At 42.3% G+C, this 16,756-nt stretch carries 19 protein-coding genes and 1 other annotated feature; of the genes, 13 read left to right on the plus strand and 6 right to left on the minus strand.

Going from position 1 to position 16,756, the window contains the following annotated elements; genetic code table 11:
• Positions 1-65: 65 nt before the first annotated feature.
• Genes argS through murI form a run of 3 tightly spaced genes read right to left on the minus strand, consistent with a single transcriptional unit; the run spans position 66 to position 3,081 of the window.
• Positions 66-1,802: an arginine--tRNA ligase gene (gene argS / locus KGF34_RS09270; protein WP_252558824.1), complete on the minus strand. Its 1,737-nt coding sequence runs from the start codon at positions 1,800-1,802 to the stop codon at positions 66-68.
• Positions 1,786-2,247, minus strand: a complete 462-nt coding sequence (locus KGF34_RS09275; protein WP_252558825.1) for a DUF1934 domain-containing protein — start codon at positions 2,245-2,247, stop codon at positions 1,786-1,788. The genes argS and KGF34_RS09275 overlap by 17 nt, the downstream gene beginning before the upstream one ends.
• Positions 2,248-2,262: 15 nt before the next feature.
• Positions 2,263-3,081, minus strand: a complete 819-nt coding sequence (murI, locus tag KGF34_RS09280; RefSeq protein ID WP_252558826.1) for a glutamate racemase — start codon at positions 3,079-3,081, stop codon at positions 2,263-2,265.
• A gap of 179 nt (positions 3,082-3,260) precedes the next feature.
• Here murI and KGF34_RS09285 point away from each other — a divergent pair, with 179 nt between their 5' ends.
• The 9 genes from KGF34_RS09285 (at position 3,261) to KGF34_RS09325 (ending at position 8,108) form a co-directional block, all read left to right on the plus strand.
• A complete protein-coding gene (locus KGF34_RS09285) occupies positions 3,261-4,046 on the plus strand; it encodes a hypothetical protein (RefSeq protein ID WP_186936005.1) in 786 nt (261 codons plus the stop codon).
• 156 nt (positions 4,047-4,202) lie between these two features.
• Entirely contained in the window at positions 4,203-4,352 is a 150-nt protein-coding gene (gene rpmG / locus KGF34_RS09290; RefSeq protein WP_022235557.1) for a 50S ribosomal protein L33, read from the plus strand.
• 12 nt (positions 4,353-4,364) lie between these two features.
• Positions 4,365-4,643 (plus strand): preprotein translocase subunit SecE, encoded by a 279-nt coding sequence (gene secE, locus KGF34_RS09295; RefSeq protein ID WP_022235556.1) that lies wholly within the window; start codon positions 4,365-4,367, stop codon positions 4,641-4,643.
• 37 nt (positions 4,644-4,680) lie between these two features.
• Positions 4,681-5,208 carry a transcription termination/antitermination protein NusG gene (gene nusG / locus KGF34_RS09300; RefSeq protein WP_252558827.1) on the plus strand — a complete coding sequence of 176 codons (528 nt, stop codon included), beginning with the start codon at positions 4,681-4,683 and terminating at the stop codon, positions 5,206-5,208.
• A 112-nt stretch (positions 5,209-5,320) separates the two neighbouring features.
• Entirely contained in the window at positions 5,321-5,746 is a 426-nt protein-coding gene (rplK, locus tag KGF34_RS09305) for a 50S ribosomal protein L11 (RefSeq protein WP_022235554.1), read from the plus strand.
• Positions 5,747-5,800: 54 nt separating this feature from the next.
• On the plus strand, positions 5,801-6,496 hold the full coding sequence (gene rplA, locus KGF34_RS09310; RefSeq protein ID WP_022235553.1) for a 50S ribosomal protein L1: 696 nt from the start codon (positions 5,801-5,803) through the stop codon (positions 6,494-6,496).
• A gap of 33 nt (positions 6,497-6,529) precedes the next feature.
• Positions 6,530-6,672: a sequence feature (ribosomal protein L10 leader region), on the plus strand.
• Between the two features lie 39 nt (positions 6,673-6,711).
• Positions 6,712-7,266 carry a 50S ribosomal protein L10 gene (rplJ, locus tag KGF34_RS09315; RefSeq protein WP_022235552.1) on the plus strand — a complete coding sequence of 185 codons (555 nt, stop codon included), beginning with the start codon at positions 6,712-6,714 and terminating at the stop codon, positions 7,264-7,266.
• A gap of 52 nt (positions 7,267-7,318) precedes the next feature.
• The gene (gene rplL, locus KGF34_RS09320) at positions 7,319-7,693 is read left to right on the plus strand and encodes a 50S ribosomal protein L7/L12 (protein WP_252558828.1); all 375 of its coding nucleotides are present in this window, start codon (positions 7,319-7,321) and stop codon (positions 7,691-7,693) included.
• Between the two features lie 226 nt (positions 7,694-7,919).
• Positions 7,920-8,108 carry a hypothetical protein gene (locus KGF34_RS09325; RefSeq protein WP_252558829.1) on the plus strand — a complete coding sequence of 63 codons (189 nt, stop codon included), beginning with the start codon at positions 7,920-7,922 and terminating at the stop codon, positions 8,106-8,108.
• 245 nt (positions 8,109-8,353) lie between these two features.
• Here KGF34_RS09325 and KGF34_RS09330 read toward each other — a convergent pair whose 3' ends face one another.
• The 3 genes from KGF34_RS09330 to KGF34_RS09340 form a co-directional block, all read right to left on the minus strand.
• A complete protein-coding gene (locus tag KGF34_RS09330) occupies positions 8,354-9,559 on the minus strand; it encodes an aspartate kinase (protein ID WP_022235550.1) in 1,206 nt (401 codons plus the stop codon).
• Between the two features lie 21 nt (positions 9,560-9,580).
• Positions 9,581-10,810, minus strand: a complete 1,230-nt coding sequence (locus KGF34_RS09335; RefSeq protein ID WP_252558830.1) for a homoserine dehydrogenase — start codon at positions 10,808-10,810, stop codon at positions 9,581-9,583.
• A 97-nt stretch (positions 10,811-10,907) separates the two neighbouring features.
• Entirely contained in the window at positions 10,908-13,316 is a 2,409-nt protein-coding gene (locus KGF34_RS09340) for a transglycosylase domain-containing protein (RefSeq protein WP_252558831.1), read from the minus strand.
• 287 nt (positions 13,317-13,603) lie between these two features.
• Here KGF34_RS09340 and KGF34_RS09345 point away from each other — a divergent pair, with 287 nt between their 5' ends.
• The 4 genes from KGF34_RS09345 (at position 13,604) to fabG (ending at position 16,754) form a co-directional block, all read left to right on the plus strand.
• A complete protein-coding gene (locus KGF34_RS09345) occupies positions 13,604-13,924 on the plus strand; it encodes a hypothetical protein (RefSeq protein ID WP_186935997.1) in 321 nt (106 codons plus the stop codon).
• A gap of 231 nt (positions 13,925-14,155) precedes the next feature.
• Positions 14,156-15,106 (plus strand): enoyl-[acyl-carrier-protein] reductase FabK, encoded by a 951-nt coding sequence (gene fabK, locus KGF34_RS09350; RefSeq protein ID WP_022235546.1) that lies wholly within the window; start codon positions 14,156-14,158, stop codon positions 15,104-15,106.
• A complete protein-coding gene (gene fabD, locus KGF34_RS09355) occupies positions 15,094-15,996 on the plus strand; it encodes an ACP S-malonyltransferase (protein ID WP_252558832.1) in 903 nt (300 codons plus the stop codon). Before fabK ends, fabD begins: the two co-directional genes overlap by 13 nt.
• 14 nt (positions 15,997-16,010) lie before the next feature.
• On the plus strand, positions 16,011-16,754 hold the full coding sequence (gene fabG, locus KGF34_RS09360) for a 3-oxoacyl-[acyl-carrier-protein] reductase (RefSeq protein ID WP_178585916.1): 744 nt from the start codon (positions 16,011-16,013) through the stop codon (positions 16,752-16,754).
• The last annotated feature ends 2 nt before the right edge of the window (positions 16,755-16,756 follow it).

Consider the following 16,756-nt stretch of genomic DNA (forward strand, 5'->3'; position numbering starts at 1 on the left):
ACAACAGGTCTGCAAAGCTAAAAACTTTGCAGACCTTATTTATATTGAAAATATTAAATTTAAAATTACATACTCTCAGGGCAAGAGATGTTGAACATTGTAAGAACATTCTTGATTACAACCTTTACGCTTTCGCAAAGTGCAAGTCTTGCCTGTGTGAGTGCCTCGTCTTCGCCCTTAACACGGCACGCATTGTAGAACTTGTGGAAAAGTGTTGCAAGCTGTGTTACATAGCGGGTAATCTTGGTTGGGTCATAGTCCTTCGCCGCACTCTCAATCTCATTTGTATATGAAGCGAGGTGGTGGATAAGCTCCTTTTCTTCGGGCGCTGTGAGAAGTGCAAGCTCCGTATCTGTACATTTGCGTGGGTTAATGCCGTCTTTTGCAAGCGCCTTAATGATACTGCAAATTCTTGCGTGTGCATACTGAACATAATATACAGGGTTCTGGTTGTCCTGTGCAACCGCAAGGTCAAGGTCAAAGTCCATCTGTGTATTTGCCTCACGGGTGTTGAATAAGAATCTTGCGCTGTCAACAGGTACTTCCTCAAGGAGGTCGCCAAGCTGAATTGCTTTACCTGTACGCTTGCTCATTCTTACGATTTCGCCGTTCTTAACGAGTTTTACAAGCTGCATAAGCACAACATTGAGTTTGTCACCGTCATAGCCGATAGCGTCCATTGCACCTTTCATACGCATTACGTGACCGTGGTGGTCTGCGCCCCATATATCAATAAGAGTTGTAAAACCTCTGTCAAATTTGTTTTTGTGATAAGCAATGTCGGCTGTAAAGTAAGTAGGGTTGCCGTTCTGACGGATGAGTACATCGTCTTTTAATTCAAGATTGTCAATGTATTTTTGAGTTTTGCCCTGCTTTAAGAGCTTTTCTGTAAGTACCTGCTTGTTCTTGTACCATACAGCGCCGTCCTGCTCATATGTAAGTCCTTTTTCCGTGAGTGTGTCAACAACCGCCTTTACAGCGCCGCTCTTATGAAGTTCACTCTCAAAGAACCACTTGTCATAGGTGATGTTGTACTTTGCCATATCGCTCTGCATTTTGCTTATATTCTTAGGAAGTGCAAAATCTACAAGAGCTTTTTTGCGCTCTTCGGAAGATACATTTACAAGGCTGTCGCCGTGAATGTCGGCATATTCCTGTGCAAGTTCTGTTATGTCAACGCCCTGATAACCGTCCTCGGGGAATACGATTTCGTCACCCTTAAAAATCTGGAGATAACGGGCCTCGAGTGAGCAGCCGAACTTTTCAATCTGATTGCCTGCGTCGTTTACATAAAATTCACGCCATACATTGTAGCCTGCCTTATCAAGAACAGCGGCAAGACAGTCGCCGAGTGCGCCGCCTCTTGCGTTACCCATATGCATAGGGCCTGTAGGGTTTGCGGATACGAACTCTACCATTACCTTTTCGCCCTTGCCAAAATCCGAATTGCCGTAGGTTTCCGGATTTTCAAGTACGCTGTTTACTACTGCGGAATAAAATTTTGAACCGAGGAAAAAGTTGATGAATCCCGGACCTGCGGTTTCAAATCTTTCGCACATTGTACCCTCAAGGTCGAGGTGTGATGTGATAGCCTGTGCAATTTTAAAAGGAGGCATACGGAAAGCCTTTGCGCCAGCCATAGCGGCATTTGTTGCAAAGTCGCCGTGTGATCTGTCGGCAGGTGTTTCTATAATAAAATCGGGTAATTCTGCCTGTGGCAGGTCACCCTCTGAAATTGCCTTTTCAATGGCAGAATTAATTGCAAGTTTTAGCTTGCAGACTGCTTCAGCATAAATGTTCATTGTTTTCTACCTCTTTCTTCTTTTCAATGTCTATTTTAAATCGGTTTTCACTCACAAGGTCCGAGTTGAAGTCAAGAGTGTAGATAACCTCAAGTGAACCACCGTTTTCGTTAAGATTGTTGTTCAGCGTTTTTGTAAACACACCGATTGAAAGCGTGCCAGCAATGGTTTGGTACATACACTGATGTCTTTTGCCTTTTTCAAGTATAAGTTGAGAACTTAACGGTCCTTTGCGTGAAATCGTAACGGTTTCGTTTTCAACCTTAACCAGGTTGTTGAGAAACTTATCGGGCAAATCTTCGTCATATTCCTTGTAGTTTATAAGGAAATGACCGTTTTTCATCATATATTTACCCTCGGTAATTACTTCAATGCGGTCGTCTTGTCCTTCAACTTTCTGCTCACCGACAATCGAAATCATATAAGGATTCTTTTCTTTTTCCATAAATTCCTCCGATTATCAGTATTTTTCAATATCTATCTGCGTTACCGTGTGCTCCATATTTTTGCCAAGGAATAACTCCGCAACGCTTTCAAAGCCCTCGGGAGTGTCGCTTACAAAGAATGATGAAGCGCCTTGCTCGGTGCTGTTGTTGAGGAGATTATTTTCTCCGAGCACCTTTTTGGTGTATAAAGCGGTTTCGTAGCCGGAGTCAATAAGCTCAATGCTGTTGCCGATTACGCTTGAAATCGCATCTGCAAGCAACGGATAATGAGTACAGCCCAAAATGAGTGTGTCAATATCATTTTCCACAAGCTCCATAAGGTAATGCTTTATTGTGAGGCGAACAATCTGATCGTCTTTATGTATAAATCCGTTTTCCACAAGCGGAACAAAGAGAGGGCAAGCCTTTTCAAATACCTTAAATTCGGGATTTAACTTTTCAAGACGAGCCTTGTAGTTATGTGTGCTTATTGTAGCGGCTGTGGCTATAACGCCGATTCTACCTGTTTTTGTCTTTTTTGCAGTAGCAAAGGCAGTCGGATTTATAACGCCTGTGTAAGGAACAGGCAGGTCGCTTTCGAGCTTTTTGCCCGCAACAGAACTTACCGTACCGCAGGCGGCAACAATCATTTTTACATTATTCTCAAGCAAAAAATTTGTATCCTGAAAAGCATATTTTGTAATGATTTCTCGGCTTCGGTTTCCGTAGGGAACTCTGCCCGTATCGCCGAAGTATATTATATTTTCATTTGGAAGAATGTGCAGAAATTCTCTTACCGCACTCAATCCTCCAAGCCCGGAGTCAAACACACCGATGGCATTAGCTGAAGACATATTAAAACCTTCTTTTCGTTATTGCATAAAATTATACCTCTTAATAATATCATATAAAGGCATCGGTTTCAAGTTAAAACAAAAAAATAATGCGTGCCGTTGCCCTTTTCTGTAATTGACAAGTGCACATATTAACTGTATAATATATTGGTGAATACATTTAGAAAGGATGTATGACTTTGGAAATAAAAAATGCTTTTGAATATATTGCAGGTAAGGTTGAGGCTCAGCTTGCTCCTGCCGGATATACAAGACAAAAGGTAGCGGCTGATGATAAGCAGGAAATTGTAGCGCTTTTTACAAGCGAAAATGTTGCTTATTCGGTAGTTTATTACAAAGAAAAAACTCATATGGTACTGCGCACCTGTACTATGACAGAGGAAGGCCCTGACAACGAGTGGAAAACTCTTGCCACATGGATGCTTGATGAAGAAAGCACACAGAAAGATGTCGAGAGTATTTCAAACGACTTTATCGAGGGCGTTTCGGGCGCTGTTGCCGTTAAGCGTGCAAAGCAGATTAAGCAGAAAAAGAAAAAGGACGATGACGGCAATGCAGATCCAAAGTTCCTTGCAAAGCGCTTTGTAGCTGTTTTCCCTGAACTTAAAGAGGAAATCAAGTACGAAGAGGACGGATATTTTCCGTTCAGAGGCGCAACTTTCGCAAAAGAAAAGATTGCTCCGAAGATTGTTGATTATGTAAAATCAGCAACAAAGCCGCAGCTTGAAAAACTCGTTGGTATCTTTAATCTTCAGTACAACAACGGCGATGTTGACACACGCGCAATTATCACCATAGTATTGCTCAATGCACTTGATGATGAGCAGTTCAACACAGTGTTTGAGTATTTAAGCGATGACCTGAAAAAGGCCGCAAAAGCCGCAAGAAAATACAAGGGCAAAAAGGTTAAGCCCGAAAAGCCGAAGAAAAAGAATGTTTCTAAAGCATCGACACTTAATGATTAATCTTATATAAAAGCAGAAATACTGCGATTTTTTGCGAAAAAACACTTGACTTAGTGTTTTGTATATGATAGAATAGTTATACCTCTGAAAGGGGCTTTATTTTTCTGCCCTATTGAGGGAGGCTAAAATATTCCGAAAAAACCGGGAGGTGCCGTTATGAGAGTTAAAATCACATTGGCCTGCACAGAGTGCAAACAGCGTAATTACAACACAATGAAAAACAAGAAAAACAGTCCCGACAGACTTGAAATGAACAAGTACTGCCGTTTCTGTAAGAAACACACTCCGCACAAGGAAACAAAATAATGGAGGTTTAAAATGGCTGACAAAAAGGTTGAAGCTAAAAAGGCTGACGCTAAGAAAGCGGATGCCAAGAAACCTGCTAAGAAAAACAAACAGAATGTTTTTCAAAAGCTTTTTAAGTACCTCAGTGCGTGCAAGGGTGAACTCAAGAAAATTACTTGGCCTTCACCAAAGCAGACTACAAAGAACTTCGGTATTGTTATCGGCGTAATTGTAGTTGTGGGACTGTTCATTTTCGGCCTTGACAGAGGACTTTTCGCTCTGCTCGGCTTAGTTATGAACACTTCAGCTTAATCTCTGTTATTACTAACTTACGAAAGGAAGAAAGTAAATGGCAGATCAAGAAGCAAAATGGTATGTAGTGCATACTTATTCCGGCTACGAAAATAAGGTAGCAGCTGACTTAATGACAACTGCAGAGAACAGAAATCTTCAGGATATGATTGTTGATGTTAAAGTACCTACAGAAATCGTAACCGAAACCGTCGGCGACAAAACAAAAGAGGTTGAAAATAAAATTTATCCTTGCTATGTATTTGTTAAGATGGTTTACACTGATGAAACGTGGTATGTAGTACGAAATATCAGAGGATGCACAGGATTTGTAGGACCGGGATCTAAACCTGTTCCACTTACAGATGCTGAGGTTTACAGAATGGGCGTTGAAACCCGCTCTGTAAAGGTGAACTACTCGGTGGGCGATTCAGTTCGTATTATCGATGGTCCCCTTGATGATTTTGTCGGTGTGGTTGATGAAATCGACGCTGACAAAAACTATGTCCGTGTCATTGTTTCAATGTTCGGACGAGAAACTCCGGTTGAGCTTGAGTTAGGTCAGGCTGAACTGCTTGAGGATTAATCGCAGATAATTTGCCTTACGGCTTATTATTGGGAACAAAATGTTCCCTGTGGGAGGGAACCTACATAGTGGTGTCCCGCAATTTACCACGAATTTTGGAGGTGCAAACACAATGGCTCAGAAGGTAGTTGGCTTAATTAAGTTACAGATACCTGCCGGAAAGGCTACTCCGGCTCCGCCTGTTGGACCTGCTCTTGGTCAGCACGGCGTAAATATCGTTGCGTTCACAAAGGATTTTAACGAGCGCACAAAGAATGATATAGGTCTTATTATCCCTGTTGTTATCACAGTTTATGCAGACCGTTCATTCACTTTCGTTACTAAAACTCCACCGGCAGCAGTTCTTCTTAAGAAGGCTTGCGGCATTGAGAGTGGTTCTGGCGTACCAAACAAGACAAAGGTAGCTCAGATTACTCGTGAGCAGATCACAAAGATCGCAGAGCAGAAAATGCCGGACCTTAACGCAGGTTCTCTTGAAGCTGCAATCAGCATGGTTGCAGGTACTGCAAGAAGCATGGGTATTACAGTAGTTGACTAATTATCCGGGTGGGAGGGAATTCCCGATTGACCACCTATCAATGGAGGAAAACTGATGAAACACGGTAAAAAATATGTTGACGCAGCTAAGCTCGTTGACAAATCAAAATTATACGAACCAGGCGAGGCTCTTGAAACTGTTATCAAGACAAGCACCGCTAAGTTTGATGAAACCGTTGAGCTTCATGTAAAGCTCGGTGTTGACAGCCGTCACGCTGACCAGCAGGTTAGAGGCGCTGTTGTACTCCCTAACGGTACAGGTAAAAATGTTAGAGTTCTTGCAATTTGTAAGGGCGCTAATGAGGAGCTTGCAAAGGAAGCAGGTGCTGACTTTGTAGGTGCTGAGGATATGACTCAGAAGATTCAGCAGGAAAACTGGATGGACTTTGATGTTCTTATCACAACTCCTGACTGCATGGGTCTTGTAGGTCGTTTAGGTAGAATCCTTGGTCCTCGTGGTCTTATGCCAAACCCAAAGGCAGGTACTGTTACTCCTGACATTGCTAAGGCTGTTAAAGAAGCTAAAGCAGGTAAGATTGAGTACCGTCTTGACAAAACAAACATCATTCACTGCCCAATCGGTAAGGTAAGCTTTGGCGCAGAAAAGCTCGGCGAGAACTTCGATACACTTATGGAAGCTATCGTAAAGGCTAAGCCTGCTGCTGCAAAGGGTCAGTACATTCGTTCAGTTGCCATTGTATCAACAATGGGACCAAGCGTTCGTATTTCACCTGCTAAGTTTGGTGTTTGATTATAATTACTTTAATGTTTACACCTTTGGTGTGAATATAAATTCGCTGTTCTAAAGACAGCAGGTGCAATATGCATAAAGGTTATACCGCCTGCCGAGGAAGATGCAATTTTACATTATTTTTGTATTTTTGCGGCAGTCCGAGGTCTAATCGGACTGCCTTGTTTTTTAAGAACTTTAGATACTGCGTTTAAAAAATTTTGGAGGTGAAATAATTGCCAAGTCAAAGTGTTTTAGAGCAGAAGAAAGTCATCGTTGAAGAACTTACAGCAAGACTTAAGAACTCTGTTACAGGTTTAGTTGTTTCATACGAGGGTATCAATACTGAGGACGATACAAAGCTTAGAAAAGAACTTCGTGAAAACAATGTACACTATTCAGTAGTTAAGAACACACTTTTATCTCGTGCTTGTGATGAAGTAGGTCTTGAGGGCATTAAGCCTGTTCTTGAGGGTACAACAGCTCTCGCTACAAGCGACAGCGAATACGCTGCTGCTGCAAGAATCCTCTGCAATTATGCTAAGGATCACGATAACTTTAAGGTTAAGTCAGGTTACCTTGATGGCGCTGTTATTGATATGGATACAATCACAGCTCTTTCAAAACTTCCTACAAGAGATGTACTTCTCGCAAATGTACTTGGTGCATTCCAGGCACCGATTGCTTCTTTCGCAAGAGCTATTCAGGCTGTTGTTGATAAGGGCGGTGTTGAGGCTTGCTTAGCAGCCGCAACAGAAGAGGCTCCTGCTGAGGAACCTGCTGCAGAATAATCTGCAATATTAACTTAAATTTTACAACTTATTATATCGGAGGTAAATTAAAATGGCATCAGAGAAAATTACTGCTATTATTGAAGAATTAAAAGGCCTCACAGTTCTCGAGCTTTCAGAGCTTGTACACGCTGTAGAGGATGAGTTTGGTGTATCAGCTGCTGCTGCAGTTGCTGTTGCAGGTCCTGTAGAGGCTGCTTCTGCTGCTGCTGAGCAGACAGAGTTTGATGTAGTTCTTAAGAGTGCTGGCGGCAACAAGATTGCTGTTATCAAGGCTGTTCGTGAGATCACAGGTCTTGGTCTTAAGGAAGCTAAGGCTCTCGTTGACGGCGCACCTAAGACTCTTAAAGAGGCTGTATCTAAGGACGAGGCTGATGAGATCAAATCTAAGATCGAAGCAGCTGGCGCTGAAGTTGAAGTTAAGTAATTTAATTTCCAAAGTTTTTTATCCCGACGGATTTATCCGTCGGGATTTTTTGTTTGGCTTTTTATTAAGATTTCTTTATCAAAAATTGGGTAATTATGGTTTAGCTTAATTTATTGCAATGTTAAAAAAATAACTAAAAGATTTGGTCGACCTTTTTAAAGGTCGTGGGTGTGGGCAAAGCCCACAAATATTTTCTGCTTACGCAAACTAACGATAGCCAAACAGCTTGCTGTTTGGCGGTCTGAACACAACGGCGAAAGCCTTTGCGAGAGCAATAAAAGAAAATACACTTCATTTTCATAGTCAACGCAATGCGTTGACTATGCTTTTAGCGTTTCTGCTTATAATGGCTGTCGCCTGTTTTGCCAAACTTAAGTGCAAGCACGCAAACAGCGTGGCTGTTTGCGCACGATAAATTGTAATATCGGAAGATATTATGGGCGCTCCCCAAACCCGCAAGCCTTTAAAAAGGCTTGACCTAAATTTTTAATTATTTCACTTAAGTTGTGTGATAAACCACAACACCCACAACCTTTGAAAAGATTGACCAAACTTTTATGATTATTTTGCTAAGCGTTCTATAAAAAACTTAAAAAATTAACGATAAAATAAAAGCTCCCCAACAAAGAGGAGCTTTTGATATGCTTATAAAACTCTAAATTAATCAAAGAACTTAGCGTGGATAGCCTTAACAGCCTTATCTGCGTCGTTTTCGTCAATAAGAACAGAAACCTTGATTTCGCTTGTGCTGATCATCTGGATGTTTACCTGTGCATCGTAAAGAGCCTCAAACATCTTTGTAGCAACGCCTGCATGGCTTTCCATACCTGCGCCTACGATAGAAATCTTAGCAACGCTCTCGTCTACGAGAATTTCTGTACCGTCAAAGTTCTCAATGTAATCCTTGAGTGCCTCGGCAGCTTCGGCACCTCTTGACTTAGGAACTGTAAAGCTGATGTCTTTCTTGCCATCGTGACCGATTGACTGAAGAATAATATCTACATTGATATCCTTAGCAGAAAGTTTTGAGAAGATTTTAAAAGCAAGACCAGGCTCATTAGGAATACCTGTTACAGAAATTCTTGCAACATCTGTATCTTTAGCAACGCCGCTGATTAACATTTTTTCCATTTTTGTTTTCTCCTTTACTATTGTACCCGATGCTCTTGTCATACTTGAGAGGACTTCAAGCTCAATGTTATATTTTTTAGCCATTTCAACTGAACGGTTGTTGAGTACCTGTGCGCCGAGTGTAGCAAGCTCAAGCATTTCGTCATAAGAAATTTCTTTGAGCTTTCTTGCGTTTTCAACTTTTCTTGGATCGGCTGTATAAACGCCTTCTACATCTGTGTAAATCTGACAAAGGTCAGCGTGCATTGCAGCTGCAATAGCTACGGCGCTTGTATCGGAACCGCCTCTGCCGAGAGTTGTAATATCGTCTGTTTTAGCAAGACCCTGGAAACCGGCAACAACAACAATTCTCTTTTTGTCAAGTTCATGACGGATACGGCTTGGGTCAACCTTTTTGATTCTTGCGCTTGTGTGAATGTTGGTTGTTTCAAAACCAGCCTGCCAACCAAGAAGTGATACAGCAGGGTAACCAAGCTTTTCGATAGCCATTGCAAGAAGTGAAATAGAAATCTGTTCACCTGCTGCAAGAAGCATATCTTTTTCTCTCTTTGAACCATTTGGATTAATTTCTTCGGCTTTTGCGATAAGATCGTCTGTGGTGTCGCCCTGTGCAGAAACAACAACTACAACATCGTTGCCCTTAGCGTATGTTTCTGTTACGATTTTAGCCACATTCATTACACGCTCAGCATTTGCTACGGAGCTACCGCCGAATTTCTGAACTATCAAACTCATGTCCTTTTACTCCTCTTTCAATTATAAATCACCTATGCGGATTTTTGAAATAACCTTTGTACCTCTGCTTTCGAGTGCTGCGATTTTTTCAATAATTTCACCATAGGGTAATTGCGCTGTTACAAAGGCAATCTCGCCCTCGGGGCTGTCAGCCTTTTCAATTTTATCTATACAGCCAAATACTTCCTGAGCAAGCTCGAATGTTGTGTTTGCTCTGATGTACATTGCTGTTACCGACTCCTCATAAGGAAGAATATTGTCGCCGTTGCCGTCTGCCCAGAACAAGAACTTTCTTGTCTTTAAGTGTTTGCAGCAGTCAACTACATCGGCTACAACTGCGCTTGCTGTTGGGAGCTTACCTGCGCCCTTGCCGTAGAATACTACATCGCCTGTGCAGTCGCCTCTTACCATAATGCCGTTGAACTCATAGTCAATGTTAGCAAGCTGGCTTTTGTTTGGTACAAACATAGGAGCAACGATTATATCAATCTTGCCGTCGTCGAGGCGCTTAACTCTGCCGATAAGTTTAATAACGCAGTTGTAAGCCTCTGCATATTTTACATCTTCAAGAGTAATCTCGGTGATGCCCTCTGTATGTACAAAGTTCGGATAAACATGCTTACCGAAAGCAAGGGAAGCAAGAATACAGATTTTACGGCAAGCGTCGTGACCTTCAATATCTGCGGCAGGGTTTCTTTCGGCAAAGCCGAGATCCTGTGCAAGTTTGAGGGCAGCGTCAAACTGCATACCGTCCTCAATCATCTTTGTGAGGATGAAGTTTGTTGTGCCGTTTAAAATACCTGCAATTTCATCAACAATATTTGCTACAAGGCACTGACTGATTGGGCGAATAATCGGAATACCGCCGCCAACCGATGCCTCAAATAAGAAGTTTACATTTTCGTCTTTTGCAATCTGTAAAAGCTCTGCACCGTGAGCCGCAACTAACTCTTTGTTTGATGTTACTACGCTCTTGCCGGACTTAAGGCACTTCTTTACAAAGTCATATGCAGGGTTAAGACCGCCCATAACCTCAACAACAACTCTTACTTCTCTGTCGTTTAAGATGTCGTTAAAGTCCTTTGTAAATCTGTCGGCCAAAGGGCTGTCTGGAAATTCACGCAGGTCAAGAATGTGCTTTACATAAATTTCTTCTCCGATGCTTGCAAAAAGCTTCTGTTTGTGTGTTGTAAGAATTTCGGCTACGCCTGAGCCTACAACGCCGTGGCCCATTATTGCTACTGAAATCATATTCTAAATCCTTTCCTTTCAGTTTGGAATTTATAACTCCCTTATGTATTTAATGAAGAACTGCCTGTAAGCAGACAGTTCTTCAAGATAAACTGACTTAAGCTCCCGGAGCAGATACATCTCCGCCGCTTTCTTCAGGCTTAGGCTCTTCGCCGCCCTGGCTTTCGGCAGATGAGGTATCTCCGCCGCTTTCTTCAGGCTTAGGCTCTTCACCGCCTTGGCTTTCGGCAGAAGAAGTATCTCCGTCGCCACCGCCTGAGTGACTTTCGTCACCGGAATAAGAGCTGTCTGAATAATTAGATGATGAATCGTAATTATAATCATCGTAATTATCGGAATCGCTTGAGTCGTAGTAACCGTCCCAACCGCCGTTTGAAGGCATATTGTCTTCTGTGTAATAACCGACATATTTGCCCGAAACATTTTCGGTTGACACAATAAGACCCGAATAAGGACTGTACTGTGCTTCAATAAGGTTAGACGGAAATTTGAAGTCCTTGTGCTCCATACCGCTTAAGTACGAGCTCATAACCTTGTTGAATGTGCTGGTTGCCACTGTTGTATTTGAAATTGTGTGTGGGTTGTCAAAACCTGTCCAAATTGCAAGAGTTGCGTAAGGTGACATACCGCAGAACCATGAGTCCTTGTCGGCATCGGTTGTACCTGTCTTACCGATAATATCCCAACCGCTGATTCTTGCCGAACCTGCGTTTGTATTGACTGAATTGGTTACATTGTAGTGGAGAAGTCTGTTCATAATAGCGGCTGTTGTCGGAGAGTAAGCCTGCTTTGGAACAGCGTTTCTGTTGTCGATAATAATATTGTCTTCGGAGTCTGTGATGTAGTAGTAGGTATATGGGTTGTAGTAAAGACCGCCGTTGCCCATATAGCTGTAAGCTGATGCCATTTCACGGACTGTAACACCGCCTGTAAGACCGCCGATTGAAAGACCGCCCGAGTTGTAAGCGTCCTCTTCGCTAAGGTGTGAAAAGCCCATTTTTGTAACTACCTGTTCGTAAGCCACGCTTGGACCGCCAATCATTTTCATAGCCTGTGCGGCTGTACCGTTTGAAGAAATTTCGATAGCGTCAGGTAAAAGCATTGTGCCCTTGTAACCTGCGTACCAGTTCTTAGGACCCGATACAAGCTCGCCGTATTCGTTGGTTTCGTACTTTTCAAGAGGTGCGTCCTCAATTTGAGATGAGAAGTAAAGCATCTTGTTGTCGATTGCATAAGGATAAACTACAACAGGCTTGATAGAAGAACCCGGCTGGAGAGATGACATTGTCGCTCTGTCCCAGCTTAAAGCCTCTGTCTTTTTGTTTGAGCTGCCTACGGTAGCGATTACTCTGCCGTCAAACCCCATAAGCGTCATAGCTATCTGTAATTCGGGGTCGTTGCTTTTGTCAATGTTTTGAGCTGCATTTTCCATCATTTCCTGTGCTCTTATATCCATAGCGCAGTAGATTTTAAGACCCTCTGTGTAAAGTTTATCAGATGCTGCGTCCTCGCTGATGTTGTAGTATTGTGCAAGGTCCTTTTGAGCGTCATAGAAAAGCTCGTCGATGTACCAGTTCTGAACATAACCGTCGTCGTTGTCGTCTTCATCGTCACGATCGCTTGTGTAGCCTACAAAAGTCATATTTGCAGACTCTTTCATAGCGGCATCGTATTCGTCCTCGGTGATTTTGCCCTGGTCATACATTTCGTTTATGATGATTTCTCGTCTGATTTTATTGTTTTCCGGATAAGAAAGAGGATTCCATTTTGACGGGTTCTGAGTAATGCCTGCAATAGCCGCACACTCGGCGATAGAGCAGTTCTCAATGCTCTTGTCAAAGTAAAGCTGAGCCGCCGACTCAACACCCTGACAGTTGTTGCCGAAGTTTACAACATTGAGGTAAGCCTCAAGAATTTCGTCCTTTGTATATTCGTTCTCAAGCTTGAGCGCTTTGCAGATTTCACGCATTTTTCTTGTGAGAGAAACTTCGTTGTCGTCTGTTATATTTTTGATAAGCTGTTGAGTAATTGTAGAACCGCCGTAAGAATCTGTGCCCGAGGCAAGACTTACTACGGCAGAGAGGGTTCTTGTCCAGTCAACTCCGTGGTGGTCGAAGAAACGCTTGTCCTCAATGGAAACAACGGCGTCTTTCATAGCCTGCGGAATCTTTTGGTTGTCAACCCAAATTCTGTTTTCTGTGCTGTAAAGAGTTTGATACTGTTCAAACTTGCCGTCTGAATTTTGTACCATAATAAAACTTGTCTGGTTAAGCGATTTTGCTCTGAGGTCAATGCCTGTCGGTTCGGACGCAAGGCTCGCAATGTAAATTCCGAGCGAAATAGCTGCGATAAGACCCGCAACAACGCATACCGAGAAAATTGTAAAAATAAATTTACCAAGTGCCTTGAAAAATCTTTTTATCGGATTTACCTTGCGAACGGCAGGGTTAATCTCCGGCTGAATATCTTTATATTGACTGATGTCAGTTTCACGCTTGTTACGCATAATTTCTCCTTCTTTGACAAAAACAAAGTTAATCTCTTAAATTTTATCCAAAAACAAAAAATATCAGTTAATGATTATTATACCACTTGAGAATAAAAAAATAAATATAAAAAGCCAAATTTTTCTTAAAAAATAAGCCTTTTACAAAGGAAAATTTTATATAATATAATGTAATATATGTATAATAATACAAATAAGCGGAAATATATAGTTAAAACAGTTAAAAATAAAGCTGAATTTATTGCCGAGAAAGTATTGAATTTAGCAAATTACAGGGAGTTTTTGATGTGAAAAAGCTTATTTGCGCAACAGGAATCATATTAATAGCTTGTGCGGTAACGGGAAATTTATTTACCGCAGGTACAGATGCGTCGGCTCAAACCGTACAGCAGAGCAATACCGAGGATAAGTGTGAGGAAGATGTTTTTATCCTGAAAATAGAGGACGGCTATCTGAATGTTTATTATAAAGAAAGCGGTAATATTTACCTGAAAACGGGAACTATGTCCTCAAATTTGCCGAAAAGCGATGTAATGCAACTTGAAAAAGGTGTTGAAATTACAGGGAAGGAAGCGCTTAGAAGAGCAGTGGAGGACTATTGCAGTTAAAGATTTTTAAAAGTTATTAATAAACTATGTGGATTGCCAATAAAAATAGAAATGATTAGAATTGCTTGTTGATGTAAACTACACTATTTGCATTATGTGTATTGACAATTTATGTAATTTGCGGTAGTATTTAATCAATAGTGTAAAACTGCAATTATGAACAAATGTTGTTTTGCGTTATGCTCGAAAACACAAAGCAGACGCAGAAATACAAAAAAGGAGAATGTACATATGATTTCTACCGTTATTGATAAATCACTCGGCCTTGAATTTCCTATTTTTCAGGGCGGTATGGCTTGGGTAGCAGACGCTTATCTTGCAGCCGGTGTTTCAAACGCAGGCGGTCTCGGCCTTATTGCCGCAATGAATTCAAACGGAGAACAGCTCCGTGCCGAAATTAAAAAGTGTAAAGAACTTACAGACAAGCCTTTCGGTGTAAATATTATGCTTATGAGTCCGTTTGTCGAAGAGGCGGTTCAGGTTGTTATCGAAGAGGGCATAAAGGTTATTACAACAGGCGCAGGCAACCCCGGTAAGTATATGCAGAGGTGGCTTGATGCAGGTATTAAAGTTATCCCTGTAGTTCCGAGCGTTGCTCTTGCAAGAAAGATGGAAAAGTTAGGTGCATTCGCAGTTATTGCAGAGGGCGGTGAGTCAGGCGGCCATGTAGGCGACCTTACCACAATGGCTCTTGTTCCGCAGGTAGTTGACGCTGTAAACATTCCTGTAATTGCAGCAGGCGGTATTGCAGACGGCAGACAGATTGCTGCGGCATTTATGCTCGGCGCTGTAGGTGTACAAGTAGGTACAAGATTTTTGGTTGCCACAGAATGTACAATCGCACAGGAATACAAGGACAAAATCATAAAGGCAAAGGATATTGATACAGTTGTAACAGGTAAAAGACTCGGTCATCCTGTTCGTGCTATCCGTAATTCCTTTACCCGTGAATATACAAAGGCAGAATACAACTCATCGGAAGTAAGTGACGAAGAACTTGAAAAGATGGGTGTCGGCAGATTAAGACTTGCTGTAAGAGAGGGCGATGTTTCGCACGGTACGGTTCTTGCAGGTCAGGTTGCCGCAATGGTAAAAAAAGAACAGCCTGCAAGAGAAATCATTACAGAAATGTTTGCTCAGGCTGAAGAAGTATTGAATGGAGCTACAAAATGGGTAAAATAGCATTTGTTTTTTCAGGCCAGGGCGCACAGTACAGCGGAATGGGCAAGGATCTTTACAATTCCTCTGCCGCAGCCAAAAGCGTATATGATATGGCAGACGGTATCCGCAAAGGTACATCTGCACAGTGCTTTGAGGGTACAACAGAAGAACTCTGCAAAACAGTAAACACACAGCCTTGTGTATTTACGGCAGACCTTGCTGCTGCGAGATTCCTTGAAGAAAAGGGTGTTAAGGCTGACTGCGTTGCAGGCTTTTCACTCGGCGAAATTGCGGCTCTTGCTTTTTCGGGTATTCTTTCGGACGAAGAAGCTTTCAAACTCGTTTGCAAGAGAGGCGAGCTTATGGATAAGGCGGCGACCGAAAATCCGGGTGCGATGGCTGCCGTAATGAAAATTACTCCCGAAAAAGTTGAAGAAGTTTGCAAGGACTTTGACAAGACATATCCTGTAAACTATAACTCGCCCGCACAGACAGTTGTTGCTACAACAAGCGAAAATGCAGAGGCTTTCTGCGAGGCTGTCAAAGCAGCGGGCGGCAGAGCAAAATTGCTTGCGGTAAGCGGTGCTTTCCATTCACCGTTTATGGCAGATGCGGCAAAGGGTCTTGCGGAGTATATGCAGGACATTGAGTTTGCACAGCCTAAAGTAACAATTTATTCAGACTATACAGCAAAGCCGTACGAGGGTGACTACAAGGAACTTGTAAGAGCACAGGTAGAAAATCCCGTAAGATGGCAGACAATTGTTGAAAATATGATTAAAGACGGTGTTGACACATTTATTGAAATCGGTGTCGGCAAGACTTTAACAGGACTTATCAAGAGAATTGACAACAGCGTTAAGGCTTTCAAGGTGGAAACACCCGCTGATTTTGAAGCACTTGACCTTTGATTTTGGAGGATATTATGAAATTTGAAAACAAGACAGCCGTTATTACAGGCGGTTCAAGAGGTATCGGTCTTGCAATAGCTAAAAAACTTGCAAGTCAGGGCGCAAACATTGCTATTCTTTATGTTGGCGATGAGAGCGAGGGCATTGCCGCAAAAGAGGCTCTTGCAGAGTACAACACAAAGGTTGAGCAGTATTTCTGCGATGTTTCCGATTTTAACGCATCAAAAGAGGTTGTTGACAAGGTAATCGAGGAATTCGGCGGAATTGATATTCTTGTAAATAACGCAGGTATCACCCGTGACAAGCTCGTACTCAATATGGACGAAAAAGACTTTGACGCAGTAATCGGCGTAAACCTCAAGGGTACATTCAATATGATTAAGCATACCTACAAGCACTTTATGAAAAAACGCTACGGCAGAATTGTAAGCACATCTTCTGTTGTAGGTATTATGGGTAATGCGGGTCAGGCTAACTATTCGGCATCTAAGGCAGGCATTATCGGTATGACAAAGTCTGTTGCCAAAGAGCTTGCGGGCAGAGGCGTTACTGTTAATGCCGTTGCTCCGGGTTACATCGGCACAGATATGACAAACGCACTTTCAGACAAGGTAAAAGACGCTATGAAAGCACAGATTCCTGCAAAGCGTATCGGTACACCTGAAGATGTTGCAAATGTAGTTGCGTTCCTCTGCTCTGATGACGCCGCCTATGTAACAGGCGAAGTTATCAAAGTTGACGGCGGACTTGCAATGTAATC

Origin of the sequence: Ruminococcus sp. FMBCY1 (assembly GCF_023921805.1) — a bacterium.
Lineage (GTDB): Bacteria > Bacillota > Clostridia > Oscillospirales > Acutalibacteraceae > Ruminococcoides > Ruminococcoides intestinale_A.